The 25,088-nt window shown below is 61.4% G+C and carries 24 protein-coding genes; 17 read left to right on the forward strand and 7 right to left on the reverse strand.

The features are described 5' to 3' along the window. Positions 1 to 33 precede the first annotated feature (33 nt). The 3 genes from bioC to bioB are packed head-to-tail and all read right to left on the reverse strand — an operon-like array spanning position 34 to position 3,123. On the reverse strand, positions 34 to 849 hold the full coding sequence (bioC, locus tag AB5Z05_RS02950; protein WP_368150067.1) for a malonyl-ACP O-methyltransferase BioC: 816 nt from the start codon (positions 847 to 849) through the stop codon (positions 34 to 36). Then, positions 842 to 2,038, reverse strand: a complete 1,197-nt coding sequence (gene bioF / locus AB5Z05_RS02955) for an 8-amino-7-oxononanoate synthase (RefSeq protein ID WP_368150068.1) — start codon at positions 2,036 to 2,038, stop codon at positions 842 to 844. The genes bioC and bioF overlap by 8 nt, the downstream gene beginning before the upstream one ends. Beyond that, the gene (gene bioB / locus AB5Z05_RS02960) at positions 2,035 to 3,123 is read right to left on the reverse strand and encodes a biotin synthase BioB (protein WP_064338334.1); all 1,089 of its coding nucleotides are present in this window, start codon (positions 3,121 to 3,123) and stop codon (positions 2,035 to 2,037) included. Before bioB ends, bioF begins: the two co-directional genes overlap by 4 nt. Positions 3,124 to 3,316: 193 nt before the next feature. Here bioB and bioA point away from each other — a divergent pair, with 193 nt between their 5' ends. Beyond that, a complete protein-coding gene (gene bioA / locus AB5Z05_RS02965; RefSeq protein WP_368150069.1) occupies positions 3,317 to 4,591 on the forward strand; it encodes an adenosylmethionine--8-amino-7-oxononanoate transaminase in 1,275 nt (424 codons plus the stop codon). A 176-nt stretch (positions 4,592 to 4,767) separates the two neighbouring features. Continuing rightward, positions 4,768 to 5,580, forward strand: coding sequence for a HAMP domain-containing protein (locus tag AB5Z05_RS02970; RefSeq protein WP_005350472.1), 813 nt, complete (start codon positions 4,768 to 4,770; stop codon positions 5,578 to 5,580). Positions 5,581 to 5,589: 9 nt separating this feature from the next. On the opposite strand, the gene AB5Z05_RS02975 is transcribed toward AB5Z05_RS02970, so the two are convergent. Next, the gene (locus tag AB5Z05_RS02975) at positions 5,590 to 5,934 is read right to left on the reverse strand and encodes a hypothetical protein (RefSeq protein WP_267529068.1); all 345 of its coding nucleotides are present in this window, start codon (positions 5,932 to 5,934) and stop codon (positions 5,590 to 5,592) included. A gap of 200 nt (positions 5,935 to 6,134) precedes the next feature. Between AB5Z05_RS02975 and asnS the strand changes: the two genes are divergently transcribed. From asnS to AB5Z05_RS02995, 4 genes are all read left to right on the forward strand, one after another. Continuing rightward, positions 6,135 to 7,535, forward strand: a complete 1,401-nt coding sequence (asnS, locus tag AB5Z05_RS02980) for an asparagine--tRNA ligase (RefSeq protein WP_043818544.1) — start codon at positions 6,135 to 6,137, stop codon at positions 7,533 to 7,535. A gap of 110 nt (positions 7,536 to 7,645) precedes the next feature. Next, the gene (locus AB5Z05_RS02985; RefSeq protein WP_368150070.1) at positions 7,646 to 8,401 is read left to right on the forward strand and encodes a substrate-binding periplasmic protein; all 756 of its coding nucleotides are present in this window, start codon (positions 7,646 to 7,648) and stop codon (positions 8,399 to 8,401) included. Positions 8,402 to 8,775: 374 nt separating this feature from the next. Then, positions 8,776 to 10,119: an anaerobic C4-dicarboxylate transporter gene (locus tag AB5Z05_RS02990; protein ID WP_005337916.1), complete on the forward strand. Its 1,344-nt coding sequence runs from the start codon at positions 8,776 to 8,778 to the stop codon at positions 10,117 to 10,119. Positions 10,120 to 10,293: 174 nt separating this feature from the next. Continuing rightward, on the forward strand, positions 10,294 to 10,950 hold the full coding sequence (locus AB5Z05_RS02995; protein WP_368150071.1) for a hypothetical protein: 657 nt from the start codon (positions 10,294 to 10,296) through the stop codon (positions 10,948 to 10,950). Between the two features lie 137 nt (positions 10,951 to 11,087). Here the strand turns inward: AB5Z05_RS02995 and AB5Z05_RS03000 are convergent, their stop codons facing one another. Both AB5Z05_RS03000 and dcuC read right to left on the reverse strand, forming a co-directional pair. Then, positions 11,088 to 12,227, reverse strand: coding sequence for a M20 family metallopeptidase (locus AB5Z05_RS03000; RefSeq protein ID WP_368150072.1), 1,140 nt, complete (start codon positions 12,225 to 12,227; stop codon positions 11,088 to 11,090). A gap of 134 nt (positions 12,228 to 12,361) precedes the next feature. Then, a complete protein-coding gene (dcuC, locus tag AB5Z05_RS03005; protein ID WP_005350454.1) occupies positions 12,362 to 13,738 on the reverse strand; it encodes a C4-dicarboxylate transporter DcuC in 1,377 nt (458 codons plus the stop codon). Between the two features lie 285 nt (positions 13,739 to 14,023). Between dcuC and AB5Z05_RS03010 the strand changes: the two genes are divergently transcribed. From AB5Z05_RS03010 to AB5Z05_RS03045, 8 genes are all read left to right on the forward strand, one after another. After that, positions 14,024 to 14,338 carry a hypothetical protein gene (locus tag AB5Z05_RS03010; RefSeq protein WP_005337929.1) on the forward strand — a complete coding sequence of 105 codons (315 nt, stop codon included), beginning with the start codon at positions 14,024 to 14,026 and terminating at the stop codon, positions 14,336 to 14,338. Between the two features lie 315 nt (positions 14,339 to 14,653). After that, positions 14,654 to 15,004 carry an ArsC family reductase gene (locus AB5Z05_RS03015; RefSeq protein ID WP_005344356.1) on the forward strand — a complete coding sequence of 117 codons (351 nt, stop codon included), beginning with the start codon at positions 14,654 to 14,656 and terminating at the stop codon, positions 15,002 to 15,004. A 19-nt stretch (positions 15,005 to 15,023) separates the two neighbouring features. Continuing rightward, positions 15,024 to 16,151 carry a succinyl-diaminopimelate desuccinylase gene (dapE, locus tag AB5Z05_RS03020; protein ID WP_368150073.1) on the forward strand — a complete coding sequence of 376 codons (1,128 nt, stop codon included), beginning with the start codon at positions 15,024 to 15,026 and terminating at the stop codon, positions 16,149 to 16,151. Further along, positions 16,148 to 16,837, forward strand: a complete 690-nt coding sequence (locus tag AB5Z05_RS03025; protein WP_368150074.1) for a M15 family metallopeptidase — start codon at positions 16,148 to 16,150, stop codon at positions 16,835 to 16,837. The genes dapE and AB5Z05_RS03025 overlap by 4 nt, the downstream gene beginning before the upstream one ends. Further along, on the forward strand, positions 16,834 to 16,980 hold the full coding sequence (locus AB5Z05_RS03030; protein WP_005337933.1) for a hypothetical protein: 147 nt from the start codon (positions 16,834 to 16,836) through the stop codon (positions 16,978 to 16,980). The genes AB5Z05_RS03025 and AB5Z05_RS03030 overlap by 4 nt, the downstream gene beginning before the upstream one ends. 280 nt (positions 16,981 to 17,260) lie before the next feature. Further along, complete coding sequence (locus AB5Z05_RS03035) at positions 17,261 to 18,988, forward strand: potassium/proton antiporter (RefSeq protein ID WP_107684155.1); 1,728 nt, start codon at positions 17,261 to 17,263, stop codon at positions 18,986 to 18,988. A 43-nt stretch (positions 18,989 to 19,031) separates the two neighbouring features. Then, the gene (locus AB5Z05_RS03040) at positions 19,032 to 20,135 is read left to right on the forward strand and encodes a beta-N-acetylglucosaminidase domain-containing protein (RefSeq protein WP_335839265.1); all 1,104 of its coding nucleotides are present in this window, start codon (positions 19,032 to 19,034) and stop codon (positions 20,133 to 20,135) included. A 32-nt stretch (positions 20,136 to 20,167) separates the two neighbouring features. Further along, the gene (locus tag AB5Z05_RS03045) at positions 20,168 to 21,376 is read left to right on the forward strand and encodes a cation:proton antiporter (protein WP_368150075.1); all 1,209 of its coding nucleotides are present in this window, start codon (positions 20,168 to 20,170) and stop codon (positions 21,374 to 21,376) included. 73 nt (positions 21,377 to 21,449) lie between these two features. Here AB5Z05_RS03045 and AB5Z05_RS03050 read toward each other — a convergent pair whose 3' ends face one another. After that, positions 21,450 to 22,082, reverse strand: coding sequence for a LysE family translocator (locus AB5Z05_RS03050; protein WP_005344345.1), 633 nt, complete (start codon positions 22,080 to 22,082; stop codon positions 21,450 to 21,452). Between the two features lie 232 nt (positions 22,083 to 22,314). Between AB5Z05_RS03050 and AB5Z05_RS03055 the strand changes: the two genes are divergently transcribed. From AB5Z05_RS03055 to AB5Z05_RS03065, 3 genes are all read left to right on the forward strand, one after another. Beyond that, entirely contained in the window at positions 22,315 to 23,937 is a 1,623-nt protein-coding gene (locus AB5Z05_RS03055) for a methyl-accepting chemotaxis protein (protein ID WP_368150076.1), read from the forward strand. 175 nt (positions 23,938 to 24,112) lie between these two features. Further along, positions 24,113 to 24,643: a DUF1523 family protein gene (locus AB5Z05_RS03060; protein ID WP_368150077.1), complete on the forward strand. Its 531-nt coding sequence runs from the start codon at positions 24,113 to 24,115 to the stop codon at positions 24,641 to 24,643. Continuing rightward, positions 24,640 to 24,936: a helix-turn-helix domain-containing protein gene (locus tag AB5Z05_RS03065; protein WP_005344341.1), complete on the forward strand. Its 297-nt coding sequence runs from the start codon at positions 24,640 to 24,642 to the stop codon at positions 24,934 to 24,936. The genes AB5Z05_RS03060 and AB5Z05_RS03065 overlap by 4 nt, the downstream gene beginning before the upstream one ends. Positions 24,937 to 25,088 lie beyond the last annotated feature (152 nt).

A 25,088-nucleotide genomic window follows, 5' to 3' on the forward strand; every position in this document is an offset into this window, starting at 1 on the left:
TGACTACCCTGCACACACTGCGATTCCCGGCGCTCAGCAAGGCTTGCTGAGACGGCCGAGGCACACCCGATAACTGGCGACCAGCCTGCCATCGGGCTGGCGAAACGCCTCATACGCCTGAGCCAGCTGCTGCAATCTGGCGCGACCGCTCAGACCGGCCGGGGCGGCACTCCCCTGATTGTCATTGACCTGATTGGCCCCAATCCCCTTGAGATCGCGCAACAATTGCGGCAATTCAAGATAGGCGAGATCCCAGGTGATACAACGCAGCTCGGGAGCAGATACCCCGGCGCTAGCCAGCGCCTGCTCCAATTGTGGCAGGCTGAGGAAGCGATTGACATGGGCGCGACCATCAAGCTGCTGCCAGGCGGCTCGCAACTGCCAGAGCGACTCATCGAGCAGGGTCGAGAAAAAGATCTGGCCGCCCGTTTTGACCACCCGCAGCAACTCGCCGAAAGCCTGGGCCGGACGCTCGCACCACTGCAGCGCCAGACTGGAGAAAACCCAGTCGAACGTGCTGTCGGCAAAAGGAAGCTGCTCCGCATCGCCGCAGAGCAGGCGAGCACCGCTGTCACGCAAGGCGGCCTGCGCCAGCATGCCGGGGGCAAGATCCAGTCCCACCAGCTGATGACAACGGTTCGCCAGTTGGGGCAAGAAAAAGCCGGTACCGCAGCCCAGATCCAGCCCGCTCACCGTCAGATCAGTGCCAACCGGCCTGCTCGGCATCCATCCCAGCAGCGCCTGACCCACCTCCTGCTGAAAGCGGGCGTGGGCATCGTAATGACGAGCGGCGGCGCCGAAACGGCGAGCAAGCTGCGCCTTGTCCACCGTTTGAAAACGCTCAGCCATGGTGAGTCTCCCCAAGCGTTGTAACTGCAGGGCAGACCCCCAAGGCATCGAGCAAGCGATCCAGATCCTGCTCGCGGTGAGCCGCGCTCAGGGTAATGCGCAGCCGGGCCGTACCGACTGGCACCGTGGGCGGGCGGATGGCGCTCACCCAGACGCCGCGCTCCCGCAGCCGTTCAGCCAGTTGCAGGGCAACACTGCTCTCCCCCACCAGCAGCGGCTGGATCGGGGTATTGCTGGCACCAAGTTGCCAACCCTGATCCTCTGCCCCTTGCCGGAAGCGAGCGATCAGCTGGCCAAGATGGGTGCGGGACTCATCAGCCGTGCGCACCAGTTCGATGCTCTTGCTGACCGCGCAAGCCTGCGCGGCGGGCATATGGGTGCTGTAGACATAGTGGCGGGCGAAGTTGACCAGATACTCCACCAGCTCGCGGCTGCCACCGACAAAAGCGCCAGCGACGCCAAGCGCCTTGCCAAAAGTGCCCATCTGGATGTGTACGCTGGCAGGAGCAACCCCCTGCGCCGCCAGCGTGCCGCGCCCCTCAGGCCCCAGCACACCAAGACCGTGGGCATCGTCGATCATCAGCCAGTTGCCGCTCCGGGCTGCGATCGTTGCAAGCTCGCGCCAAGGGGCCTGATCCCCGTCCATGCTGAACACCCCTTCCGACACAATCAATCCGCGATTGGGCTCAAGCTGCCGCTCAAGGGCCGCCATATCGTTGTGGGCAAAACGCTTCATCTTGCAAGGGAGCTGGCTGCCCATCTCCTGCAAAGAGGCGTGGTTGAGTTTGTCCTGCCACAGCAGATGCTCCTTGCCGAGCAGCGCTTTGAGCACCGCCTGATTGGCCGAAAAACCGCAGTTGAACAGCAGCACCGCCTCCACCCCGAGCCACTCGGCCAGGGTCTCCTCAAGCTGTTGGTGGGCACGGCTGTACCCGGTCACCAGCGGCGAGGCGCCGGAGCCCGTGCCATAACGCTCAATCCCCGCGTTGAAGGCAGCCTTGATGGCGCCGTGTTCTGCCAGTCCCAGATAGTCGTTGGCGGAAAAGTTGAGGTAGTCGAACCCCGCAACCTTGAGCCGCCCGCCACTCGCCCCGTCGGTCGCGATGCGGTTGCGCAGCAGACCCACCTGCTCGCGCTCGGCCAGCGCCGTGCCCAATACAAAGGGGCCCGTTACTGCAGGGCCGTTCATGACCGCGCAGCCCCTGCACGGGGGCGGGTGGCGTCATAAAACATCTCGGTGGGCTCGCTCTGGCGACTCACCTCGGCCAGCAGCTCCTCTTCTTGAACCTGATCCGGTTTCTGGGCCCGCTGGGCGGGACGAATACCGAGTCGCTTGAACAGCTGCATGTCGCTGTTCTCGTCCGGGTTGGGAGTGGTCAGCAACTTGCAGCCATAGAAAATGGAGTTGGCCCCGGCCATAAAGCACATGGCCTGCATCTGCTCGTTCATCTTCTCCCGCCCGGCAGAGAGGCGCACATGGGAGGCGGGCATCATGATCCGCGCCACCGCGATGGTGCGGATAAATTCGAATGGATCGAGGTTCTCCTCGTTCTCCAGCGGCGTTCCCTTCACCTTGACCAGCATGTTGATGGGCACACTTTCGGGGTGACGGGGCAGGTTGGCGAGCGCCATCAACAGGCCCGCTCGATCCTTGGCCTGCTCGCCCATGCCGACGATACCGCCGGAGCAGACCTTCATGCCGGCACCGCGCACATGCTCCAGAGTATCGAGCCGGTCCTGATAGGTGCGGGTGGAGATGATCTCGCCGTAGAACTCCGGCGAGGTGTCGAGGTTGTGGTTGTAGTAATCGAGCCCCGCGGCCCCCAGACGCGCCGCCTGATCGGCGGTGAGCATCCCGAGCGTCATGCAGGTCTCCATCCCCAGCCCGCGCACCTCCTCGATCATCCGGATGATGTAGGGCATGTCCTTCTCTTTGGGGTTGCGCCAGGCGGCCCCCATGCAGAACCGGGACGAGCCGTTGGCCTTGGCTTCGCGGGCCCGCTCCAGCACCTTCTCCACCTCCATCAGCCGCTCAGCTTCGAGCCCGGTGTGGTAACGGGCGCTCTGGGGGCAGTATTTGCAATCTTCCGGGCAGGCGCCGGTCTTGATGGAGAGCAAGGTGCTCACCTGCACTTCATTCGGGTCAAAGTGGGCGCGGTGGACAGTCTGGGCCTGAAACAGCAGATCGTTGAATGGCAGGGCAAACAGGGCCTGAACCTCGGCGAGGGTCCAGTCATGACGAAGGGCGTGACCGCCCGCGGTGAGAGCATTCATACATGGCTTCCGGTTGTTATTAGTGGGATCCTGCGCCCGCCATCTTGGGATGGACGGCCACAAAACCCGCCGCCGGGCCCGTGCGCTCAGGGTGATGCGCAGTGCCAAGTGGCTGAAATTGTTGGCTAGTGTAGAGAGCACGCGTAGACTGTCAACACCGACCAGATTAAACCAATTGACAACAGAACAACAAATGACCAATCAAGAATTCGACCTGCACCACATCTGGCACCCCTATACCTCACTCACTCACCCCCTGCCCTGCTATGAAGTGGCCAGCGCCAAAGGGGTGAAGATCACTCTCAGCGACGGCCGTGAACTGGTGGATGGCATGAGCTCCTGGTGGGCTTGCGTGCACGGCTATCAGGTGCCGGAGCTGGACGCCGCCGCCACCGCCCAGCTCGGCAAGATGTCCCACGTGATGTTTGGCGGCCTCACCCACGCCCCGGCGGTCGAGCTCTGCCGCAAGCTGGTGGAGATCACTCCGAAGGGGCTTGATCGGGTATTTCTGGCCGATTCCGGCTCGGTGGCAGTGGAAGTGGCGCTCAAGATGGCCCAGCAGTACTGGCATGCCAAGGGGACGCCCAGAGCCAAATTTGTCGCCCTGCGCAGCGGCTATCACGGCGACACCTTTGGCGCCATGAGCGTCTGCGATCCCGATGGCGGCATGCATGAGCTCTACAAGGGATTCCTGCCGGAGCACCATTTTGTCGACGCGCCCAGCTGCCGCTTCCACGCCGAGTGGGACGAGCAGTGCGTGGTGGAGCTGGCGACACTCATGGCCGATCATCACGAGGAGATCGCCGCCATCGTGCTTGAGCCCATAGTGCAGGGCGCTGGCGGCATGCGCTTCTATCACCCCCGCTATCTGCAGTGGGTACGCGCCCTGTGCGACGAGTTCGGCGTGCTGCTCATAGCTGACGAGATTGCCACCGGCTTTGGCCGCACCGGCCAGCTGTTTGCCTGCGACTGGGCGGGGATCAGCCCCGACATCATGTGTCTGGGCAAGGCGCTTACCGGGGGCTATCTCACCCTCTCTGCGACCCTGACCACCGAGCATGTCGCACGCACCATCTGTGACGGTAAGGCGGGGGTCTTTATGCACGGCCCCACTTTTATGGGCAACCCGCTCGCCTGCGCGGTGGCCAACGCCTCCATCGAGTTGCTGCTGGCCTCACCTTGGCAGGAGCGGGTGCGCACCATCGAGCATCAGCTGCGAACAGAACTGGTAGAGCTGACCCTGCACCCGGCGGTCGCGGATGTGCGGGTGCTCGGCGCCATCGGGGTGGTGGAGATGAAAGAGCGGGTGGATGTGGCGCGCATCCAGCGCAAATTTGTCGAACTGGGCGCCTGGATCCGCCCCTTTGGCAAGCTGGTCTACCTGATGCCCCCCTTCGTCATCACCCCTGAAGAGCTGCGGGTATTGACCGGCGCCATCCGTCAGGCCATCGCCGAAGGCGAGTTTTAAGGCATGCAGCGGGCGGCCATCACAGCCGCCCGTTTGACTACCCGCATTTGATATATAAAGAGGGCAACTTTATCCACTTCAGTGCAGTTTCACTTGCCGTAATGTGAGCAAAACACCAGACCTGAGGCCCCAAGAGGGGTAAACTGCTGCAGTTTTACTATCAAGAAAGACTGCTCATGCGCCTCTCCATTGCTGCCAAAATCAACTTTTTCCTGCTCTTCATCTTCTCCATGGTACTGGTCTTCTCCGCAGCCTATCAGGCGGTGCGCGAGCGCGATCTCATCCTGACCCTCATCAAGGAGCAGAGCCGCGAGCAGACCGAAGCCTATTTCGACGGCCTCAACATGCTGATGCTGACCGGCAAGATGGATGCCCGTGATACCCTGCGCGGCAAGTTTCTCGACCATGCCCATGTGGAGGATGCCCGCATCGTCCGTGGCGATGCGGTGAGCAAACAGTTCGGGCCGGGACGGGAGACAGAGCAGGTAAAGGATGAGTTTGATGAGCTGGCTCTGGCGGGCAAAGGGAGTCTGGAGGTGGTGCACAACGGCATGCACAGCCGTCTGGTGGTGACCCGACCGCTACTGGCCAAGAAGGATTTTCGCGGCACCGACTGCACCAGCTGTCATCTGGTGCCGGAGAACACTGTGTTAGGGGCCGTGCGCTTTGACTACTCCCTCGATTCGCTGTTTACCCGGGTCGAGCAGAATATCCTCACCTCGGCGCTGATCCTCACCGGCATCTTCGGGATGGGACTGCTGCTGACCCTCTGGGTCATCCGCACCTGGATCGTGCGCCCTCTCAACCAGTTGACCCGCTCCATGGAAGAGGCGACTGACTTGCACGACTTCGGACACCGGCTGGAGGGGGATGACGGTGACGAGATTGGCCGGGTGGCGGTGGCCTACAACCAGATGCTCGACAGCGTGGAGCGCCAGCTCGGCAAGCGCACCAAGGCCAGCAGGCAGGAGCCGGATCAGCCCCGCTGAGGCGGGCGCTTAACCGACGTAGTAGAAGAGCAAGCTGGCGATCAGCACCAATAGCAGGATGGCCAGATTGACATGCCGGGAGTCATCCTGACGGCGGCTGCGCTTGCGCTCCAGCAGCAACACCGCCAGCGTCAGGGCACAACAGCTCCAGAGCCCGTAGACCAGCCAGGGGGTAAGGGCCGGGTCCCAATAATCGCGCACCTCGATCCCGCCATAGACCAGAAAACCGTAGGCAATTTCGGGCCGGGCATAGTGGTAAAGGGAGAGCAGCACGATAAAGCCGCCCCAGCAGAGCATCACCAGCCCCTGCAACACCCGTGTCAGCCAATCTGGCCCATGCCGCCGCTCTTTCACCCACCTCTCCTGCGCCCGTGACACTCTTGTTGAGTGAACCATGCCGAAAACCCCACCAGAGTCCGACATTTTTGCTTGTTTATCAAACCCGCGCGGGTAAGATTGACGGCTTAGTCTGCCATGGTGGGCCATCTGTGCCCGGGCCAGACTCCCTAGTGTTGCAAATAGCGCTGCAAGAACAAGCTGGAGACAATATTTCGATGACGCACGCATCCGTAGTAGATGTGCTGGCCGGTAAGTATCCGGTCGGCACCACCCAAACTGTCAAAGGGTGGATCCGGACTCGCCGTGATTCCAAGGCGGGGATCTCATTTTTGGCCATTTCCGATGGCTCCTGTTTCCATCCGGTACAGGCAGTTGTCCCCAATACCCTGGCCAATTACGAGAATGAAGTGCTGCGTCTGACCACTGCCTGCTCCGTGGAAGTGACCGGCGTGGTTGCCGCCTCTCAGGGCAGCGGCCAGGCTTTCGAACTGCAGGCGACCGAGGTGAAGGTAGTCGGTTGGGTCGAAGATCCGGACACCTACCCGATGGCCGCCAAGCGCCACAGCATCGAATACCTGCGTGAACAGGCTCACCTGCGCCCGCGCACCAACATTGTTGGCGCCGTGACCCGCGTTCGTCACTGCCTGGCGCAAGCCATCCACCGCTTCTTCCACGAAGAGGGTTTCCTCTGGGTTGCGACCCCGCTCATCACCGCTTCCGACACCGAAGGTGCCGGCGAGATGTTCCGCGTCTCCACTCTGGACATGGAAAACCTGCCGCGCACCGACGCCGGCAAGGTGGACTACAACGAAGATTTCTTTGGCAAAGAGGCTTTCCTAACCGTATCCGGCCAGCTGAACGCCGAAACCTATGCCTGCGCCCTCTCCAAGGTCTACACCTTCGGCCCGACCTTCCGCGCTGAAAACTCCAACACCAGCCGCCACCTGGCCGAGTTCTGGATGGTTGAGCCGGAAGTGGCCTTCAACGATCTGGAAGATAACGCCGCACTGGCCGAAGCCATGCTGAAGTATGTCTTCAACGCCGTACTGACCGAGCGTCGCGACGATCTGGAGTTCTTCGCCCAGCACGTGGACAAGGATGCCATCGGCCGTCTGGAGCGTTTCGTCTCCTCCGACTTCGCCCAGATCGACTACACCGACGCCATCGAAGTGCTGAAAAACTGCGGCAAGAAGTTCGAGTTCCCGGTCTCCTGGGGTATCGATCTCTCCTCCGAGCACGAGCGCTATCTGGCCGAGGAACACTTCAAGTCTCCGGTGGTGGTGAAGAACTACCCGAAAGATATCAAAGCCTTCTACATGCGCCTCAACGACGACGGCAAGACCGTTGCCGCGATGGACGTACTGGCACCGGGCATCGGCGAGATCATCGGTGGTTCCCAGCGTGAAGAGCGTCTGGACGTGCTGGATGCCCGCCTGGCCGAGATGGGCCTGAACAAGGAAGATTACTGGTGGTACCGCGACCTGCGTCGCTTCGGTACCGTGCCGCACTCCGGCTTCGGTCTGGGCTTCGAGCGTCTGGTGGTCTACGTGACCGGCATGGGCAACGTCCGCGACGTGATCCCGTTCCCGCGTACTCCGCGTACCGCCGAGTTCTGATCAGCGGCATCTTGCCACTGCATTGCAAAAGCCGACCTGCGGGTCGGCTTTTTTATTGTCACCGTTATGGGTGATACTCAGGATCAATCGGCACAAGGAACTCGTCGCCTATGGGATATCGCCTGCTGCTTTCGCTATTGCTGTCCTGCATGCCTGTTCAACTGTGGGCCGAGCCCGTTCGTCTGACCACCCTGGAGTGGCCCCCCTACACAAGCCAGAGCCTGCCCGATGGCGGCCTCACCGGTCATATCGTCAAACGCGCCTTTGCCGAAGCGGGACTGGAAGTGACGTTCGACTTCTATCCCTGGCAGCGGGCAGTGCGCCTGGCGGCCGACCCGACCCAGCCTTATAGCGGCTATTTTCCCGAGTACCTCTCCGACACCCTGCCGACCCTGTGGCGCAGCTCCCCCAGCGTGGGCGACAGCGTGCTGGGCATGGCGCAGCGCTCAGGCCCCCCCATCCCCTGGCAGCAGCTCACGGATCTCGCCCCCTACCGGATCGGCGTGGTGGAGGGGTACGTCAACACCCGTGAATTCGATGCCCTGATGGCCAGCAAGCGCCTCAACACTGCCGCCGTCGATGCGGACCTGCTCAACCTGCGCAAATTGCAGCGCGACCGGCTCGATCTGGCGGTGATCGATCGGGATGTCTTTCACTGGCTCATCAACCATGATCGCAAGCTGAGCAGCGCCGGATTGCAATTTCACCCGAAGATCCTCGAACACAAGAGCCTGCACATCATGTTTCGTCCCGACCAGCAGGCGTTGCAGCAACGGGTGGCACAGGCCATTGCCAGATTGGATATTGCCAAGCTGAGCGAGGATTATCAGCGCCGCTATCTGCAGCAAGGCCCTGCGGCCAAGTGAGCCAACCCGCCGAAGTCAGCCCTTGCTGGCAAAAATAGCCTGAGCGCTGGCTTTTTCACCCTCTTCTGCCGCAATCGAGCCCTTTTTATGCCCCTCCCCTGCCGCCCTGTTACCGCTCTGTGCTGCCACCATGACCACCTGATGGCTTGGCCCCGAGTGATACCACTTGGTGACAAAAATGATGTTTTTGTTAGTACGTGGTTTTTAAGTGGTTTAATCAAAAATTCATCGAGTTATTGAAGTAACTCAATTTTTTCACTTTTTCAGGGGAGCAGAATAGCAACTAACCCTTTTGGGCTAAATAAAACAGACAATGACAATTCATGGTTCAGGCTACCCGCGGCAATATGGGTTGAATCACACGAGGTAACGGAATGATCTTGATGGAATTTTTAGTGGTACTCGGTTGCTTGCTGCTGGGTACCCGCTTTGGGGGCATGGGACTCGGTCTCATCAGTGGTATCGGTCTCTTCCTGCTGACCTTCGTCTTCGGCCTGGTGCCGGGCGAACCGCCTGTTCAGGTAATGCTGACCATTCTGGCGGTGATCGGCTGTGCCGCCACCCTGCAGACTGCCGGTGGCCTCAACCTGATGATGCAAGTGGCCGAGCGTCTGCTGCGCCGTCACCCGCAATACATCACTATCCTGGCGCCGCTGACCACCTGGACCCTCACCTTCCTGTGCGGTACCGGCCACGTGGTCTACACCATGTTCCCCATCATCGCTGACATCGCGCTGCAGAAGAACATCCGTCCCGAGCGCCCGATGGCCGTAGCCTCCGTTGCCTCCCAGATGGCCATCTGCGCCTCCCCGGTCTCCGTTGCCGTGGTCTCCATGGTCTCCATTCTGGCGGCCGGTCACGGTATCGGTCAGGCTTACGGCCTGCTCGACATCCTGATGATCGCCATCCCCTCCTCCCTGACCGGTGTCATCGTGGCGGCCCTGTGGAGCCTGCGTCGCGGCAAGGATCTGGACAAGGACGAAGAGTTCCAGGCCAAGATCAAAGACCCGGAGCAGCGTGCCTTCATCTACGGCGGTGGTGAAACCCTGCTCAACACCAAGTTCCCGAAAGAGGCCTACTGGTCTACCTGGATCTTCTTCGCCGCCATCGCTGCCGTGGTATTGCTCGGTGCCAACGAAGGTCTGCGTCCGGTGTTCACCATCAAGGACAAGACCGGCCCGCTCTCCATGAACTTGGTGATCCAGATGATGATGCTGATCGCCGGTGCCATCATCCTGATGCGCTGCAAGGTCAAGCCGGGCGAGATCGCCAACGGTGCCGTCTTCAAGGCAGGCATGGTCGCCATCTTCTCCGTATTCGGGGTTGCCTGGATGAGTGAGACCTTCTTCCAGGCCCACATGCCGCTGCTCAAAGAGACCCTGGCCCATGTGGTACAGGCCCAGCCCTGGACCTACGCCCTAGTGCTGTTCCTCATCTCCAAGCTGGTAAACAGCCAGGCCGCCGCCCTCACCGCCATCGCCCCCATGGGTCTGGCGCTGGGTGTGGAGCCGAAGCTGCTGATCGCCTTCCTGCCGGCGAGCTACGGCTACTTCGTGCTGCCAACCTACCCGAGCGATCTGGCCTGTATCGGTTTCGACCGCTCCGGCACCACCCGCATCGGCAAGTTCATCATCAACCACAGCTTCATCATTCCGGGGCTGATCGGGGTGGTGACCTCCTGCTCGCTGGGCTTTATCCTGACCAGCATCCTGCTCTAATCGCAGCGGCGTTTACCACGCTATTGCAATACAGGCCCCCGCTTCGGGGGCCTGCTTTTTTCCCAGCTCAGTTACCTCAACCCTTTCCCCGCCGCAATTTCCGGACACTATGCCTTTACCTCTGCCCCCGCCGCTGGGTAGCATGCCCCCTCGTTCACCATCGGAATCTCATCCATGTCTCGCGTCATCCTGCTCTGGAGCGGCGGCAAAGATGCCATGCTGGCCCTCTGTCATGCCCGCCAAGCGGGTCACCAGGTGGTGGCACTGGCCACCTTTGCCCCGCCAGAGCCCCGATTTCTCGCTCACCCCTTGCCGCTGGTGCGCCGTCAGGCGGAAGCCCTCGAGCTGCCCCATCTGCTGGTCACCATAGAAGCGCCGTTCGATCTCGGTTATGAGCGGGCACTGGCACGGCTCAGGGAGGAGTGGCAACTCGATGGCGTAGTCACCGGCGATATCGACAGCGTGGGGGGCGCACCAAACTGGATCCGCGAACGCTGCCAGCCGCTGGGGCTCACCGTCCACACCCCGCTCTGGCAGCAATCTCGTCAAGCCTTGCTGGCGGATCTGCTGGCCCGCGGCATCGTCGCCCACCTCTCCTGCGTCGATACCCGGGTGCTGGCTCCCGAGTGGACTGGGCGCACCCTCGATGCCGCCACCCTCTGCGAGCTACAACAACTGGCCGAGCGCGAGGACTTCGATGCCTGCGGCGAGCAGGGGGAGTACCACACCATGGTGACCGACGGCCCGGGCTTTGCCGCCCCGCTGCGCCTCGATGGCTGGCAGGTGGCGCGGCAGGATCACCTGGCCTATCTGGCCGAGCCACAGAGGTAACGGCCTCAAGCAAGCAGCCAACTCACTTAGCGCGCGAAAAATCGAGATAAAAAAACGGGAGGCAGCAGCCTCCCGTTTGGATTTGAGCGGACCAGTTTTGAGCGGGCCATGACGACCCGAACAAGGGATAAACCGGCTTATTTCGTCAGCTTGCCCAGCACCCGCTGCAGCAGGCGGATGCGCGGCTCGATGCTGTCGAGCAGCAGGAACTCCGCCTCCGAGTGGAAACCACCACCCATGGGGCCGAAGCCATCCAGCGACGGCACCCCCGCGGCGGCGGTGAAGTTGGCATCCGAGCCGCCACCGGCCTCCAGCCAGTTGAAGGGGATCCCCTCCTCCTTGGCTGCCGCCTCCACCAGCGCCATCAGCGCCTCGGTGTCACCGCTCGGGCGCATCGCCGGCTTGAAGGTCTGGCGATCTACCTCGACCCGACAGCCCGCAAGGAAGGGGTTGTTGGCCATAAAGGTGAGCCGATCGTGTACCGCAGCGGCCTCTTCGTTGCTCCAGAAGCGCAGATCGACGATCGCCTCGGCAAAGTCCGGCACCACGTTAACGCCGGTGCCGCCCTGTACCACGCCGACGTTCATGGTGGTGCCGGTCTCCATATTGACCTGCTCGTTGATGGCCAGCACCCAATGAGCGAGTTCTGTGATTGCAGAGACCCCTTCGGTCAGGGCCGAACCGGCGTGGGACGCCTTGCCATGGAAGGTGATGCGGTACTTGGCATTGCCCTTGCGGGCGCTGATAAGATCCCCGTTGGGACGGGCTGCCTCGGCCACCAGCACGCAGCCACTCTGTTTGGCTTTTTTCACCAGCCAATCCTTGGACCAGGGGGAGCCAATCTCTTCGTCGCAGTTGTAGCAGACCAGCACCTTAAGCTTGGCAAGCAATGCCGGATCCATCTCTTTGAGGGCATACCAGATAGAGAGCAGGCCGCTCTTCATGTCCGATACACCGGGACCAAAGGCTTGATTGCCTTCGATTTTCAGCGGGCGCTTGGCTGCAGTTCCCTCGGGGAAGACGGTATCCATGTGGCCGCACAGCATCACGTCGTAGTGATCGGCACCCGGCGCATTGGTGATCTCGAGGCAGGGGCCGCACTCGGCAGCGAACTGGTGGCGGGTCACCTGCCAGCCGATGGCCTCATATTTCTCGGTCATGATGTCGGCCACTTTCGCCACCCCGGCCGGGGTGCGAGTACCGCAATCGAGGTTGATGAGCGGGGCCAGATCGGCCAGATAGCTATCGAGGGAAAACGGGCTCTTTACAACTGTCATTATCTTCTCCATGCAACAATCAGCGTTGATGGCCGATCGTCTATTGCAACAATGCGACACAGTGAGAAAAAGGCGGGCAGCCATGCCACCCGCCCGACCGGTAAATTCCAAACACCACTACATAACCCACATCACTACATGAACAGCAGATAATTGAGGGTCAGCGCCGTCACCAGCGCCCCCGCCATCGGCACGCTGGTGCGCTTGACCACGGTAAAGGGCGATACCTTGGCAATCCCCGCACAGGCGATCAGCACAGCCGCGATGGGAGAGACGGTACGGCCGATACTGGAAGCGAGCTGCATCGGCAGCAGCATGGTCACCGCCGGTACGCCAAACTTGGCTGCCACCGCCGGTGCCAGGGTCGAGAAGCTTAGGAACGCCGCATTGCCGGAGCCCATGATGACCGCCGCCACCATGATCAGCGCCACCATCACCAGGGTCATCAGACCGCTGCCGATACCGGCATTGCTGGCAGAGTGCAGCAGGGTATCGATGGCGCCGATGGCCTTGAGAGATTCGGCAAACAGCTCGGCACAGACGATGAGCGCCACCACGGGGCCAAACACCTTGCCCATGCCATCGAGGAAGCTCGACAGCCCGGCAAACGCGGTACGCACCGAGCGGCTACGCAGCAGCTCGCACAGCATGCCGATAAAGACCGACAGCAGCATGGCCACCTCCACGCTCATCTTGATGTCGCTCACCAGCAGCTTGGAGAAGGTCATCATCAGCACGAAGGGGATGATCGGCAGCAGGGCATACCAGGTGGGCGCCTGCACGCTCTCGGTGCCCTGCTCGTCCAGCTCGGCGTGATCGCCGCGATGGAGCGCCGGATCCCAGCCATCCTTGCGATCGCAGTGACGCTGCCAGAAGAAGTGCAGCACCATGGTCACCAGCAGCATGGGGGCCACCAGCCAGATCTGGTAGTCGACAAAATAGCTGGTCGGATCCATGCCGGATTGACCGGCGGAGAAGATGGCGTTGGTCTGGGTCGGGCCAATCTCGAACGCCTGGGAGGTGGCGATGACGCCACAAGCGGAGGCCGGGCTGATGCCGAGGTTGCGCATCACCGGATACATGGTGACCATCAACAGCAGACCAAGGCCGGTAGCGGAGGTGACGAACAGGGAGACGAATACCGCCACCAGATAGCAGATGGAGAGCATCAGGTAGCTGGACTGGATGCCCGCCACCGGTTTGACCGCCACCCGCACCAGCGCCTGAGAGGCACCGATATGGGACATGTAGGTGGCAAAACCCGCCACCGCCATGATGGTGAGGCCGAGGCCCGCCGCGCGGTAGGAGAAGATCCCCTTGAACACTTCGAACAGGTCGAACAGGGCGAAACCGGTGCTCTTGTCAGCGGGGAGAATGGGGTGCAGCCCCAGCCAGTAGGCCACCGCAAAAATGGCCATGCCCGCCAGCGCCAGCACCGCCTGCGGGTTGTAATCCTTGATAATGCCGTAGACCACGGCGACCAGAACGAGCAAGACGAATAAAAGTTCCAATATTCACTCCTGATAAATTTATCGAAGAGCGAAATCTAGTGATCTGACCACTGTTTGCCTTTGATCCCTATCAATAAAGGTGCCGTCACCGTGATTCATTAGCATAATATGTCGGCCATGTAACAATTTTTCGTTATTTCAACTGCCGGAAAACCTTTATCACCCCATATCCGGGAATTGTGTGACGCGACTCCCCTCTTTTTTGCGTTGGATCAACATATGACGGCGCCGAACTGGCGAAGATGCGCTTCGACATATAGCGACCATTTCGCGCCGGAGAGAGTTATGACAAGCCAAGCCACCGCAGGTGCTTCGACCTGCGACTACAAGCTGTGGGACATCCTCGTCGAGTCTGCAAAGGAACGCACTACCATTCGTTACTCCAAACTGGCCAAGCAGGCCGGGCTGGAGCAGTGCCAGGATGAACTGCGCACCCTGCTGCAACGCATCCGCATGTACTGCACCGAAAACAACCTGCCGATCCTCTCCGCCATCGTGGTGGACGACGTGGGCAAATACACTGGCCTCTCTTCCAGCCTGCCTGATGCACCTTGGGAACGGGCCCGGGTCTTTGACCATGAGTGGACCACCCTGCACTGATTGAGGTGCTTGATCATGCCTACCAAAACGCGCCCGCTGGCGCGTTTTGGCTATCTGGCGTTTGTCCTTTCTCTTTTTCTCCTGCAATAGCGGCTTTTCTCCGCAATCACCATCCCATCGGGCATACCCACCGCACCGCTTCTGATCTTGATCTCAAAAACGCCGTTCAGGTGTGACCAGTTCCGGTAAAACCCGCGAGCCGGACCATCGGCGTTGCCATGGGATTGCCACAATGCCAGAATCGGGCCCTTGCACTCTGTTGATTCGGATTTTCGGGCGCAGCCACGGCCAGCGCCCACAAGAGAAGGACTCCCCATGGCCATCACCCTCTATGGCATCAAGAACTGCGACACCATCAAGAAAGCCCGCAAGTGGCTGGATGAGGCCGGTATCGACTACCGCTTTCACGACCACCGCGCCGACGGCCTGAACCCGGACGATCTGGACAGCTGGCTGGCACAACTCGGCTGGGAAGCCCTGCTCAACAGCCGCGGTACCACCTTCCGCGCCCTGCCGGATGAGGCCAAACAGGGACTCGACACAGCCAAGGCGCGCGCCCTGCTGCTGGAACATCCGGCCATGATCAAGCGCCCGCTGCTCGACCGTGACGGCGAACTGACCCTGGGTTTCAAGGCTGATCACTACCAATCCCTCTTCTCCCGTTAAGGACAACTAAGGACAACTGATGTCGGATGTCATCGCACTGGCCAAGGATCTGATCCGCCGCCCCTCCGTTACCCCCCTCGATGAAGGGTGCCAGACCCTGATGGCGGAGCGCCTAGCCAAGCTCGGGTTTGTCATCGAGCCCATGGTGTTTGAGGACACCACCAACCTCTGGGCACGCCGCGGCAGCGAGGGGCCGCTGTTCTGCTTCGCCGGTCACACCGACGTGGTGCCCGCCGGGCCGCTGGACAAATGGCACACCCCGCCGTTCGAGCCGACCATCAAGGATGGCGTGCTCTATGGGCGCGGCGCCGCCGACATGAAGGGCTCGCTGGCTTCCATGGTGGTGGCGGTCGAGCGCTTCGTCGCCCAGCATCCGGATCACACCGGGTCCATCGCCTTTCTCATCACCTCCGATGAAGAGGGGCCCTTTATCAATGGCACCACCCGGGTGATCGACACCCTGGAGGCCCGCAACGAGAAGATCCGCTGGTGCATCGTCGGCGAGCCCTCCTCTACCGCCGTGGTCGGCGATGTGGTGAAAAATGGCCGCCGCGGCTCCATCACCGGTGATCTGCTGGTGCGCGGGGTGCAGGGCCATGTGGCCTATCCCCATCTGGCGGACAACCCCATTCACAAAGCCGCGCCAGCGCTGGCGGAACTCGCTGCCACCGTGTGGGATGAGGGCAACGCCTACTTCCCCCCCACCAGCTTCCAGATCGCCAACATCTCGGCCGGCACCGGCGCCTCCAACGTCATTCCGGGCGAGCTGCAGGTGCAGTTCAACTTCCGCTTCAGTACCGAACTGACCGACATGGATATCCGTGAGCGGGTCGAGGCGCTGCTGGATAAACATGGCCTCGATTATCAGCTGAACTGGACCCTCTCCGGCCAACCTTTCCTCACCGATACCGGCGCGCTGCTCGATGCGGCTGTGGCAGCCATCGAGGCGGTGAACGGTCAGCGACCGGCCCTGCTCACCACTGGTGGCACCTCCGACGGGCGCTTTATCGCCCCCACCGGCGCCGAGGTGATTGAGCTCGGGCCGGTCAACGCCACCATTCACAAGGTGAACGAGTGCGTGAAGGCGGACGATCTGGATCTGCTGGCGGACATGTATCAAGGGGTGCTCGAGAGATTGCTGGCATGACGCAGGAACAACTGCTGGGGCTCGACGAGAGCCACCTTGTTCTGGTGGGGCGCGGCCCTCATCGGCTGACCGCCGCCACCGCGGCGGCCTTCAACGACATGCAGGTGGCGGCCGCCTATGAGGGGTTCAACCTGCAGGCGGCCTCCAGCTGGCGCAGCTTCGAGCGCCAGCTCGCCATCTGGAATGGCAAGTGGCGCGGCGAACGACCGCTGCTCGATACCAACAGTCAGCCCATCGATGCCCTGCAACTAAGCGAGGTGGAGCGGCTGCACGCCATCCTGCGCTGGAGTGCCCTGCCCGGCACCAGCCGTCACCACTGGGGGACCGATCTCGACATCTACGACCCGGACTGTTTGCCCGCCGATACCAAACTGGCGCTGGAGCCGTGGGAGTATGAAGCCGGGGGCTGGTTTGCTGATCTCAGCGAGTGGCTCAGCGATCATATGAGCGACTTCGGCTTCTTCCTCCCTTATGCCAAGCCGGTCGGGGCAGAGAGCGGCGTCGCCTACGAGCCCTGGCATATCAGCTTCTCGCTGGAGTCCGATGAGCAGCGGCTCGATCCCGCGGCACTGGCGCTTTGTCTGCAACAGGCGGATATTGAAGGCAAGTCGACCATATTGGCCAACCTTGATGAAATTTTGGCCCGTTATGTCACCACCTGTCCTGACGAAAGGAAAATCCCATGAATCTCTGGCTGTGGATAGGGTTGCCGCTGCTGTTCCTGCTCGGGCTGTTTCTCAATGCCATCAAAGACATGAAACGGCTGGAGAAGCAGTTGCCCAACTACAAGGACAAGATCCGCGAAGTGAAGGATGACGAGGACGACTGAATCCCGCCCCATCCCTTGGGGAGCGCCCTTGTGCTCCCCTCTCCCTCTGCTGTGCCGTTTCGCTTTTCCCCGCCCTATCCTCCCTGCGCATCCTTGAAATCGACGCTCCTTTGACTCCGCTTTCGTTAACCCCGTCACAGTCAGAATATGGCGCGGCCATGCTGAAAAAAGGGATGAAAAATGTAAGAAAGTGCAAATTGATGCACAAATAAGCCACACAAGGGGGGCCTAACTGCATATAATGTGCCTACTTTGCACATTACCAGGAAGGAGTTCGCCCTTGGATGCCGCTACCATCAACAGTTTCTTTTTTGTCGCTGCCCTGTTGGTGGGAGCCAGCGTACTGTTGAGCGCCCTCTCTTCCCGCCTCGGTATTCCCATTCTGGTTATCTTCCTCGCCGTCGGCATGCTGGCCGGTGAGGATGGCCCCGGTGGCATCCACTTCGCTGACTACTCCATCGCCTATCTGGTGGGCAACCTGGCGCTCGCCATCATTCTGCTCGACGGCGGCATGCGCACCCGGGTCTCCTCGTTCCGGGTGGCGCTCTGGCCTGCCCTGTCGCTGGCGACGGTCGGGGTGGCTATCACCACCGGCCTGACGGGGCTTGCCGCAGCCTGGCTGTTTGACCTCAACCTGATGCAGGGGATGCTGATCGGCGCCATCGTCGGCTCCACCGATGCCGCGGCGGTCTTCTCCTTGCTTGGCGGGCGCAGCCTCAACGAGCGGGTGAGCGCCACTCTGGAGATAGAGTCAGGCAGCAACGACCCCATGGCAGTGTTTCTCACCGTCACCCTCATCGAGGTGCTCGCCACCGCCCAGCAAGGGCTGGATGGGGGGTTCCTGCTGCTGCAACTGGTCAAGCAGTTTGGCCTTGGCGCCGGGATTGGCCTTGGCGGCGGCTGGCTGCTGTGGCGCCTCATCAACACCGCCCGCTTGGCGCCGGGGCTCTATCCGCTGCTCACCGTCAGCGGCGGTCTGCTGATCTTCGCCCTCACCACGGCGGTGGGTGGCAGCGGCATTCTCGCCATCTATCTCACCGGTCTGTTGCTCGGTAACCTCGCCCTGCGCAGCCGCAGCACCACATTGTCGGTGCTGGACGGTCTGACCTGGCTCAGCCAAATCGGCATGTTTCTGGTGCTGGGGCTGCTCGCCTCACCCCACAAGCTGCTGCCCATCGCCCTGCCCGCGCTGGCGCTGGCGATGTGGATGATCCTGTTTGCCCGCCCGGTGTCGGTCTGGATCGGGCTGCTGCCGTTCAAGAACTTCGCCCCCCGCGAGCGCTGGTTTATCTCCTGGGTTGGCCTGCGCGGCGCGGTGCCCATCATTCTGGCGGTGTTCCCGATGATGGCGGGGCTGCCCAACGCCCAGCTCTACTTCAACGTCGCCTTCTTCGTGGTGCTGGTCTCGCTGATTTTGCAGGGCAGCTCGCTACCGCTGGCATCAAAACTGGCGCGGGTGGAAGTACCTGCACCACCGTCGCCCATCAACCGCTCCGGACTCGAGATCGATCTCGACAGCCAGTGGGAGACCTTCGTCTACCAGCTGGGGGAGGAGAAGTGGTGCATCGGCTCGCCACTGCGGGATCTGCAGATGCCCGCCGGCACCCGGATCTGCGCCCTGTTTCGAGGCCGCGAGCTGCTCCACCCCTCGGGTAGTACCTGTCTGCAGGCCGATGACATCCTCTGCGTGATCGGTCACGAGCGTGACCTCCCCGCCCTCGGTCAGCTGTTCAGTCAGGCGCCGGAGCAGGATCTCGGCCCCCGCTTCTTCGGTGACTTCCTGCTGGAAGCGGCGGCACGACTGGTGGATCTCGCCCCTCTTTACGGGCTGGATGTGAGCGAGGTGGCGGATCAGACACTGGGCGATTTTATTGCCAGCCAGTTGGGCGATAATCTGGTGGTCGGTGACAACATCGAATGGCAGGGCCTGATCTGGACCGTGGCCGAAATGGACGAGAGCGTGCCGGGCAAGATCGGGGTGCGCTTTCAGGAAGAGGACCCGGTCTGACCGACCGTCCCGTATCAAGTCCCCAGCAAGAAGGGAGAGAGTTATGCCATATCAAAGTTTGCTGTCCGGCCCCCTGCCCCCCGCTGCCAATCTGGGGGTCATTGAAGGCTTTTTTGGCAAGGGATGGAGCTGGCAGGCCCGCGCCCGCTACGCCCAGTGGCTGCCGCGCCACGGTTACGGCTTCTATATCTACGCCCCAAAAGAGGATGGCTATCTGCGCAAGCACTGGGCCCTCCCCTGGCCCGAGCAGCAGCTGGCCGATCTCGCCGAGCTGGCGCGCCAGTGCCGCGCCAACGGGCTCGCCTTCGGGGTGGGCTTGAGCCCCATGGGGGCTCATCACGACTACGATCGCAAACGCTCGGCGCTGCTCGAAAAAGTGCGCCTCATCGACGAGATGCTGCAGCCCGATATTCTGGCAGTGCTGTTTGACGACATGAAGGGGGATACCCCGGATCTGGCCCGTCACCAGCTCACCATCGCCCACGACATCGCGGCCCACAGCAAGGCGACCCGCCTCATCTTCTGCCCCAGCTACTACTCGACCGATCCGGTGCTGGAGAAGGTGTTTGGCGCCATGCCTCCCCGCTATCTGGAGGAGCTTGGCGAGCAGCTCGATCGCCGTTTCGAGATCTTCTGGACCGGCCCCAAGGTCTGCTCCAGCGAATATCCAGCCAGTCACCTCAAGCAGGTGACCGAACTGCTCGGCCGCAAGCCCTTCCTGTGGGACAACTACCCGGTTAACGATGGCAGCAAGGCGAGCAGCTACCTGCACCTGCGCGCCTTCGAGAACCGCCCCGCCGAGCTGGCGGATCTGCTCGCCGGCCATGCGGTCAACCCGATGAAGCAGGCGGCGCTCTCCGCCCTGCCCCTCGCTACCCTGCCAATGAGCTACCGGCTCGGCAAACAGTACGACCCCGACAAGGCGCTGCATGCCGCCCTCAACGCCACCTGCGGCCCGCAGATCTCGGCGATGATCGAGGCCGACCTGCCGCTGTTTCAGGATCTGGGGCTGGCCCAGCTCACCCCCGAGCAGATTGCCGCCCTCAAGGCGCGCTATCTGCCGTTTCGTGACCAATCCTGCGTAGACGAAATCGTGCGCTGGCTGGACGGGGAGTATGTGTTCGACCCCGACTGCCTGACCGACTAAACCACCCCTGCGGGGGGCAGAAAGGAGGTTGTATGGATGCACACCTGCTTTACCAGAATCTGGCAGTGATCGCCGCCTTCTTGCTGATCTACAGCCTGATCGCGGGGCGCTTTGAATCAAAACTGGTCAATGGCCCCCTGCTCTTTCTGCTGACCGGCTGGTTGCTGGGGCCGGGAGGGCTGGAGCTGCTCTCCCTCTCTATCGACAGCGCCGGCATCAAGCTGCTGGCCGAGCTGACGCTGGTTATTGTGCTGTTCAACGATGCCGCCAACACCAACTGGCAGGTATTGCTGGCCAACCGCCAACTCCCCATCCGGCTTTTGCTGATTGGCCTGCCCCTCACCCTGCTTTGTGGCGCCCTGTTTGGCCACTGGATCTTCCCCGACTTGCCACTGCTGGAGATGGCCATCCTCTCCACCATTCTTGCCCCCACCGATGCAGCGCTCGGCAAAGCGGTGGTCAGTAACCCCGCGGTGCCGGCACCGGTGCGTGAAGGGCTCAATCAGGAGAGCGGCCTCAACGACGGCATCTGCGTACCGGTGCTGCTTCTGCTGCTGGCCCTTATCGCCCCCACCGAGCAGCACGCAGGCACCGCCACTCTGGCTATCACCCTGATGCTGGAGGAGATCGGCATTGGCCTGCTGGTCGCCTTTGTGCTGACCAGCCTCACCATCCGGCTGCTGAAGATCTCCTATCTCAATGGCTGGCAACTGCCACTCTGGCGTCAGCTCACCATGCCGGGCCTGGCCCTGCTCTGCTTTGCGCTGGCACAGAGTCTGGGGGGAAGCGGCTTTATCGCCGCCTTTGTCGGCGGCCTCTTTATCGGCCACCGCCTCGGCGAACACAAGCACGCCTATATGGACAGCTGCGAAGGCTACGGCGACCTGCTCTCCGTGGTGATCTGGATGGTATTTGGTGCAACCCTGATGCCCATTCTGCCGGAGCTGCTGCACTGGCAATACTGGCTCTATGCCATTGCCAGCCTCACCCTGCTGCGGATGGTGCCGGTTTGGCTGAGCCTCATCGGCACCGGCCTCAAGCCCGAGCTCAAGCTCTTTATCGGCTGGTTCGGCCCGCGGGGCCTTGCCAGTATCGTCTTTGCGGTGATGGTGCTGCAAAACGAGCCTGCCCTGATTGGCCAGCGCCCCATCATCGCCACCGTGCTCTGCACCATCATATTGAGCGTCATCCTGCACGGCCTCACCGCCAACCCATGGGTTGAGCGTTTCAAGCCTCGCTGAGCCACTCGGCGCCCATAAAAAATGCCACCGAGCGGTGGCATTTTTCTTTTGTGGCGAGGGTCACTGACGGCTCTTACCCGAGCGCCAGCCAGACTCCCACCCCCAGCATCAGGGTACCGGCGATGCGGTTCATCAGGGTGACGTTGCCGCTCTTGGCAAGGAAGTGGCGCAGGGTGCGGCCGCCGCTGGCGTAGAGCAGCAGGCAGGAGAACTCGATGACCAGGATCAGCGCCACCAGCGCGCTGATCTGCGGCGCCATCGGCTTGTCGGCAGAGATAAAGGGGGGCAGCAGGGAGATCATGAAGGCCCACCCTTTGGGGTTGGCGATGGCGGTGACAAAGCCCTGCAGCGCCAACCCCATGGCGCTGGTCTGTTGACCGGCCGAGAGATCCGCCGGAATGGCCATCTTCCCTTTAGCCTGCCACATCTGGATGCCAAGCCACACCAGATAGGCGCCCCCCACATATTTGAAGGCGGCGAAGATCCCCGGATAGTTGAGCATGATGGCTGCCACCCCGATCACCGACAGCACCGAGACCAGCCCGACACCGATCAGCTCCCCCCACATCATGTGCAGGGTGCGGCGCACCCCCAGGCTCATCCCCAGGGTCATCGACAGGGTCATGCACATGCCGGGGGTCACCGAGACAAAGAAAAAGGTCGGGATAAACAGAGCCAGAATGGCCGGATCGATCCAGCTGGACACAACACACCTCCATATGACGAGAGCGGGAAATCACGAAAACGGGACAGGATTGACACAACCCAGCCAGTTGTACCACATATTCAGGGGATAAAGCGCTCAACAATGCCTAAATGGCTCCTTTCTCACAAGAAAAAACCTTTTCTTCAGCACATTTCAGCAATAAAAGCCTGTGACAGCTCCTGACGTGCATGTGTAAGATGTCGGCTCCTCCAATTCCGGATTAGAGCCATTTATGTCATTGAATAATCTATCAATACGTGTCCAGGTCTTGATACCTTTGCTGCTGGCCAGCCTGCTGATGATGGTGATGATCGCCATCAGCAAACAGGGTTTGGATGAAGCCATCAATGACATAGATGAGACGACCCAGACCGTGGTCCAGCACAAGGACGATATTGCCAAACTGATCCACGCCACCTACCGGCTGCGCACCAGCGCCATCTATGGCCTCTACGATGCCAAGCTGTTTACCGCACTGCCCGCAAACCTCAACAGCGCCGAGCAGGAGATCAATACCATCCTCGGCCGTCTGGTGCTCCCCGGTGCCGAGCAGGATAACCGTCAGGTCGCTGCCGCCCTGCAGGCCTACCTCAGCCATACCCGCAGCAACATGCTGCCGCTGCTGGCGCAAAAACATCAGGGTGGCGGCGATCCGGTCGCCTACGAGGCGGCTCGCCTCCATTTCCGCGAGCTGGGTGAACAGCTGATCAAACAGATCGACAGCATGTCCGCCCACATCAACCAGCTGATCCAGCAAGAGCTGGCCGAAGAGCAGGCCCACTACGACGCCACCCTGCTGCGTACCCTGCTGCTCACCGCCGGTACCCTGCTGGCGGCGCTGATCTGTGGCTGGGTCCTCTCCGGCCGTATCGTCAGCCCCATCGGTCAGTTGCAAGAGGTGATGCACGCCGTGGCGCAAGGGCGCTTCAACGTGCGCGCCAAAGCGGAAGGCAACAACGAGCTGACCCGTCTGGCCAAAGATATCAACCTCACTCTGGGGCAACTTGGTAGCACCATCGAGAACCTGACCGGGATCAGCAACAGCGTCGCCTCCGCCGCCACCGAGCTGGCCGCCGTGATGACCCAGTCCGAGGCCAATGCAAAGCAGCAACACTGCGAGATCGAACAGGTCGCCTCCGCCGTGACCGAACTCTCCAGCACCGCTGACAACGTCAACCACAACGCAGCCATCGCCGATGAGCTGGCGCGGGATGCCAATGGCCGGGTCGAACAGGGGCTCGCCCTCTTTACCGAAAGCATTGCCGCCAACAGCCGGATGGCGAGCAGTCTGGAAGATGCCGCCGCCATCGTGGCTCAGCTCAAATCCCAGTCCGAGCAGATCGGCAAGGTAATTGAAGTGATTCAGGGGATCTCCGAGCAGACCAACCTGCTGGCGCTCAATGCCGCCATCGAAGCGGCCCGTGCCGGTGAAACGGGTCGTGGTTTTGCGGTGGTGGCCGACGAAGTGAGAATGCTGGCAGCCCGTACCCAGGACTCCACCAAGGAGATCCAGACCATCATCGAGCGGCTGCAGAGCCAGTCCCAATCCGCCAACAACGGCGTGCAGGAGACCCTGGAGATCCTCAGCCATAACCAGCGCTTGTCGGCTCAGGTGCAGGATCTGCTAAGCGGCATTACCGGTGCCGTGCGCCAGATCAACGACGCCAACGCCCAGGTCGCCACCGCCGCCGAGGAGCAGTCCTGCGTCACTGCCGACATCAACCGCAACATCACCAATATTCACGAGATCGTGAGCCAGAGCTCCGCCGGCATCAGCCAGAGCGCCAGTGCCAGCAACGAACTCTCCCAGCTCGCCGAGCAGCAACGCAAACAGCTGGCCCAATTCCAGCTGTAAGCGCACAAAGTGAACCAGACAAAAAGGCCCGCAAGGGCCTTTCTTGTTGATGGAGCAATGGCTTTGTCTCTGTTTTAAACGCCATTTTTTGGCCGTTGGTGCCATAAGGGGCTGGGCTGCCCTGTCAAATATCGGTATGGTAGAGGCACGTTACTCCCCCTCACGTGAGCACACCATGAGCCTGAGATTCAAGAAACCCGCTTTTATCGCACTGGGGCTCATCGCCCTCATTTCCGCCGCCTGGCTCGACTACTACCTGCCGGAGCACACCATCGCTACCATCACCGGGGTCGAGGTGAAGCGCACCGACAAGGATGGCCCCATCAGCCAGAAAAACCCGGCTGACGGCCCCACCACCGACGTCTATTACATCTACACCGAGCGCCCCGGCGAGAAGATCCGGGTGTTTCGCAATGAAGATACCGAGTGGGGCTGGCCCCTCTACTTCAAGTTCAACGCCGCCGACGTCCAGGCCAAGGCCAAGTCGATGGAGTTCGAGAAACGCCTGGCCATCATCACCTCCTACGGCTGGCGCGTGAACATGTTCTCCATGTTCCCCAACGTCACCAAGATCGAGAGCACGGAACCTGACGCCTCCACCTGGAGCTTCTTCCGCTGGTTCTGGTTCGGCCTCTGGGCACTGGTGATGGGCAAAGCAGCCATTGCGACCTGGCGCTACTTCGATCGTCTTGAGGACGAGATATGAGTGAGCCGAGCAAGACCCGCACCAGCTTTTACCGGCGGCTCTACGTGGCCTGGCTGATCAGCCAGGGCACAGATACGGTGCCTGCCATCATGGAGGCGACCGGCATGCCGCGCCGCACCGCGCAAGATACCCTGAGCGCGCTGGCCGAACTCGATATCAGCTGCGCCTTCGAGCAGACCGAGGGAGCTCGCCACCTCCAGGGACACTACCGTATCAGCGACTGGGGCCCCATCAACCCGGCGTGGATCAAGGCTCAACTGCCGCTTATCAAAGAGACGTTGAGCTATCCCTGAAATGATGTCGAGTCAGGCCTGCGACTGGGGGACCTATTGCAATCCGGCATGGATCAAGGCTCAACTGCCGCTTATCAAAGAGACGCAGAGCCATCCCTGATCAGGGCGCTAAGCAACAATAAAAAAGAGGGGCCAGCCGACAAGGCTGGCCC

It is taken from the genome of Aeromonas sp. R2-4 (assembly GCF_040908365.1).
Lineage (GTDB): Bacteria > Pseudomonadota > Gammaproteobacteria > Enterobacterales > Aeromonadaceae > Aeromonas > Aeromonas veronii.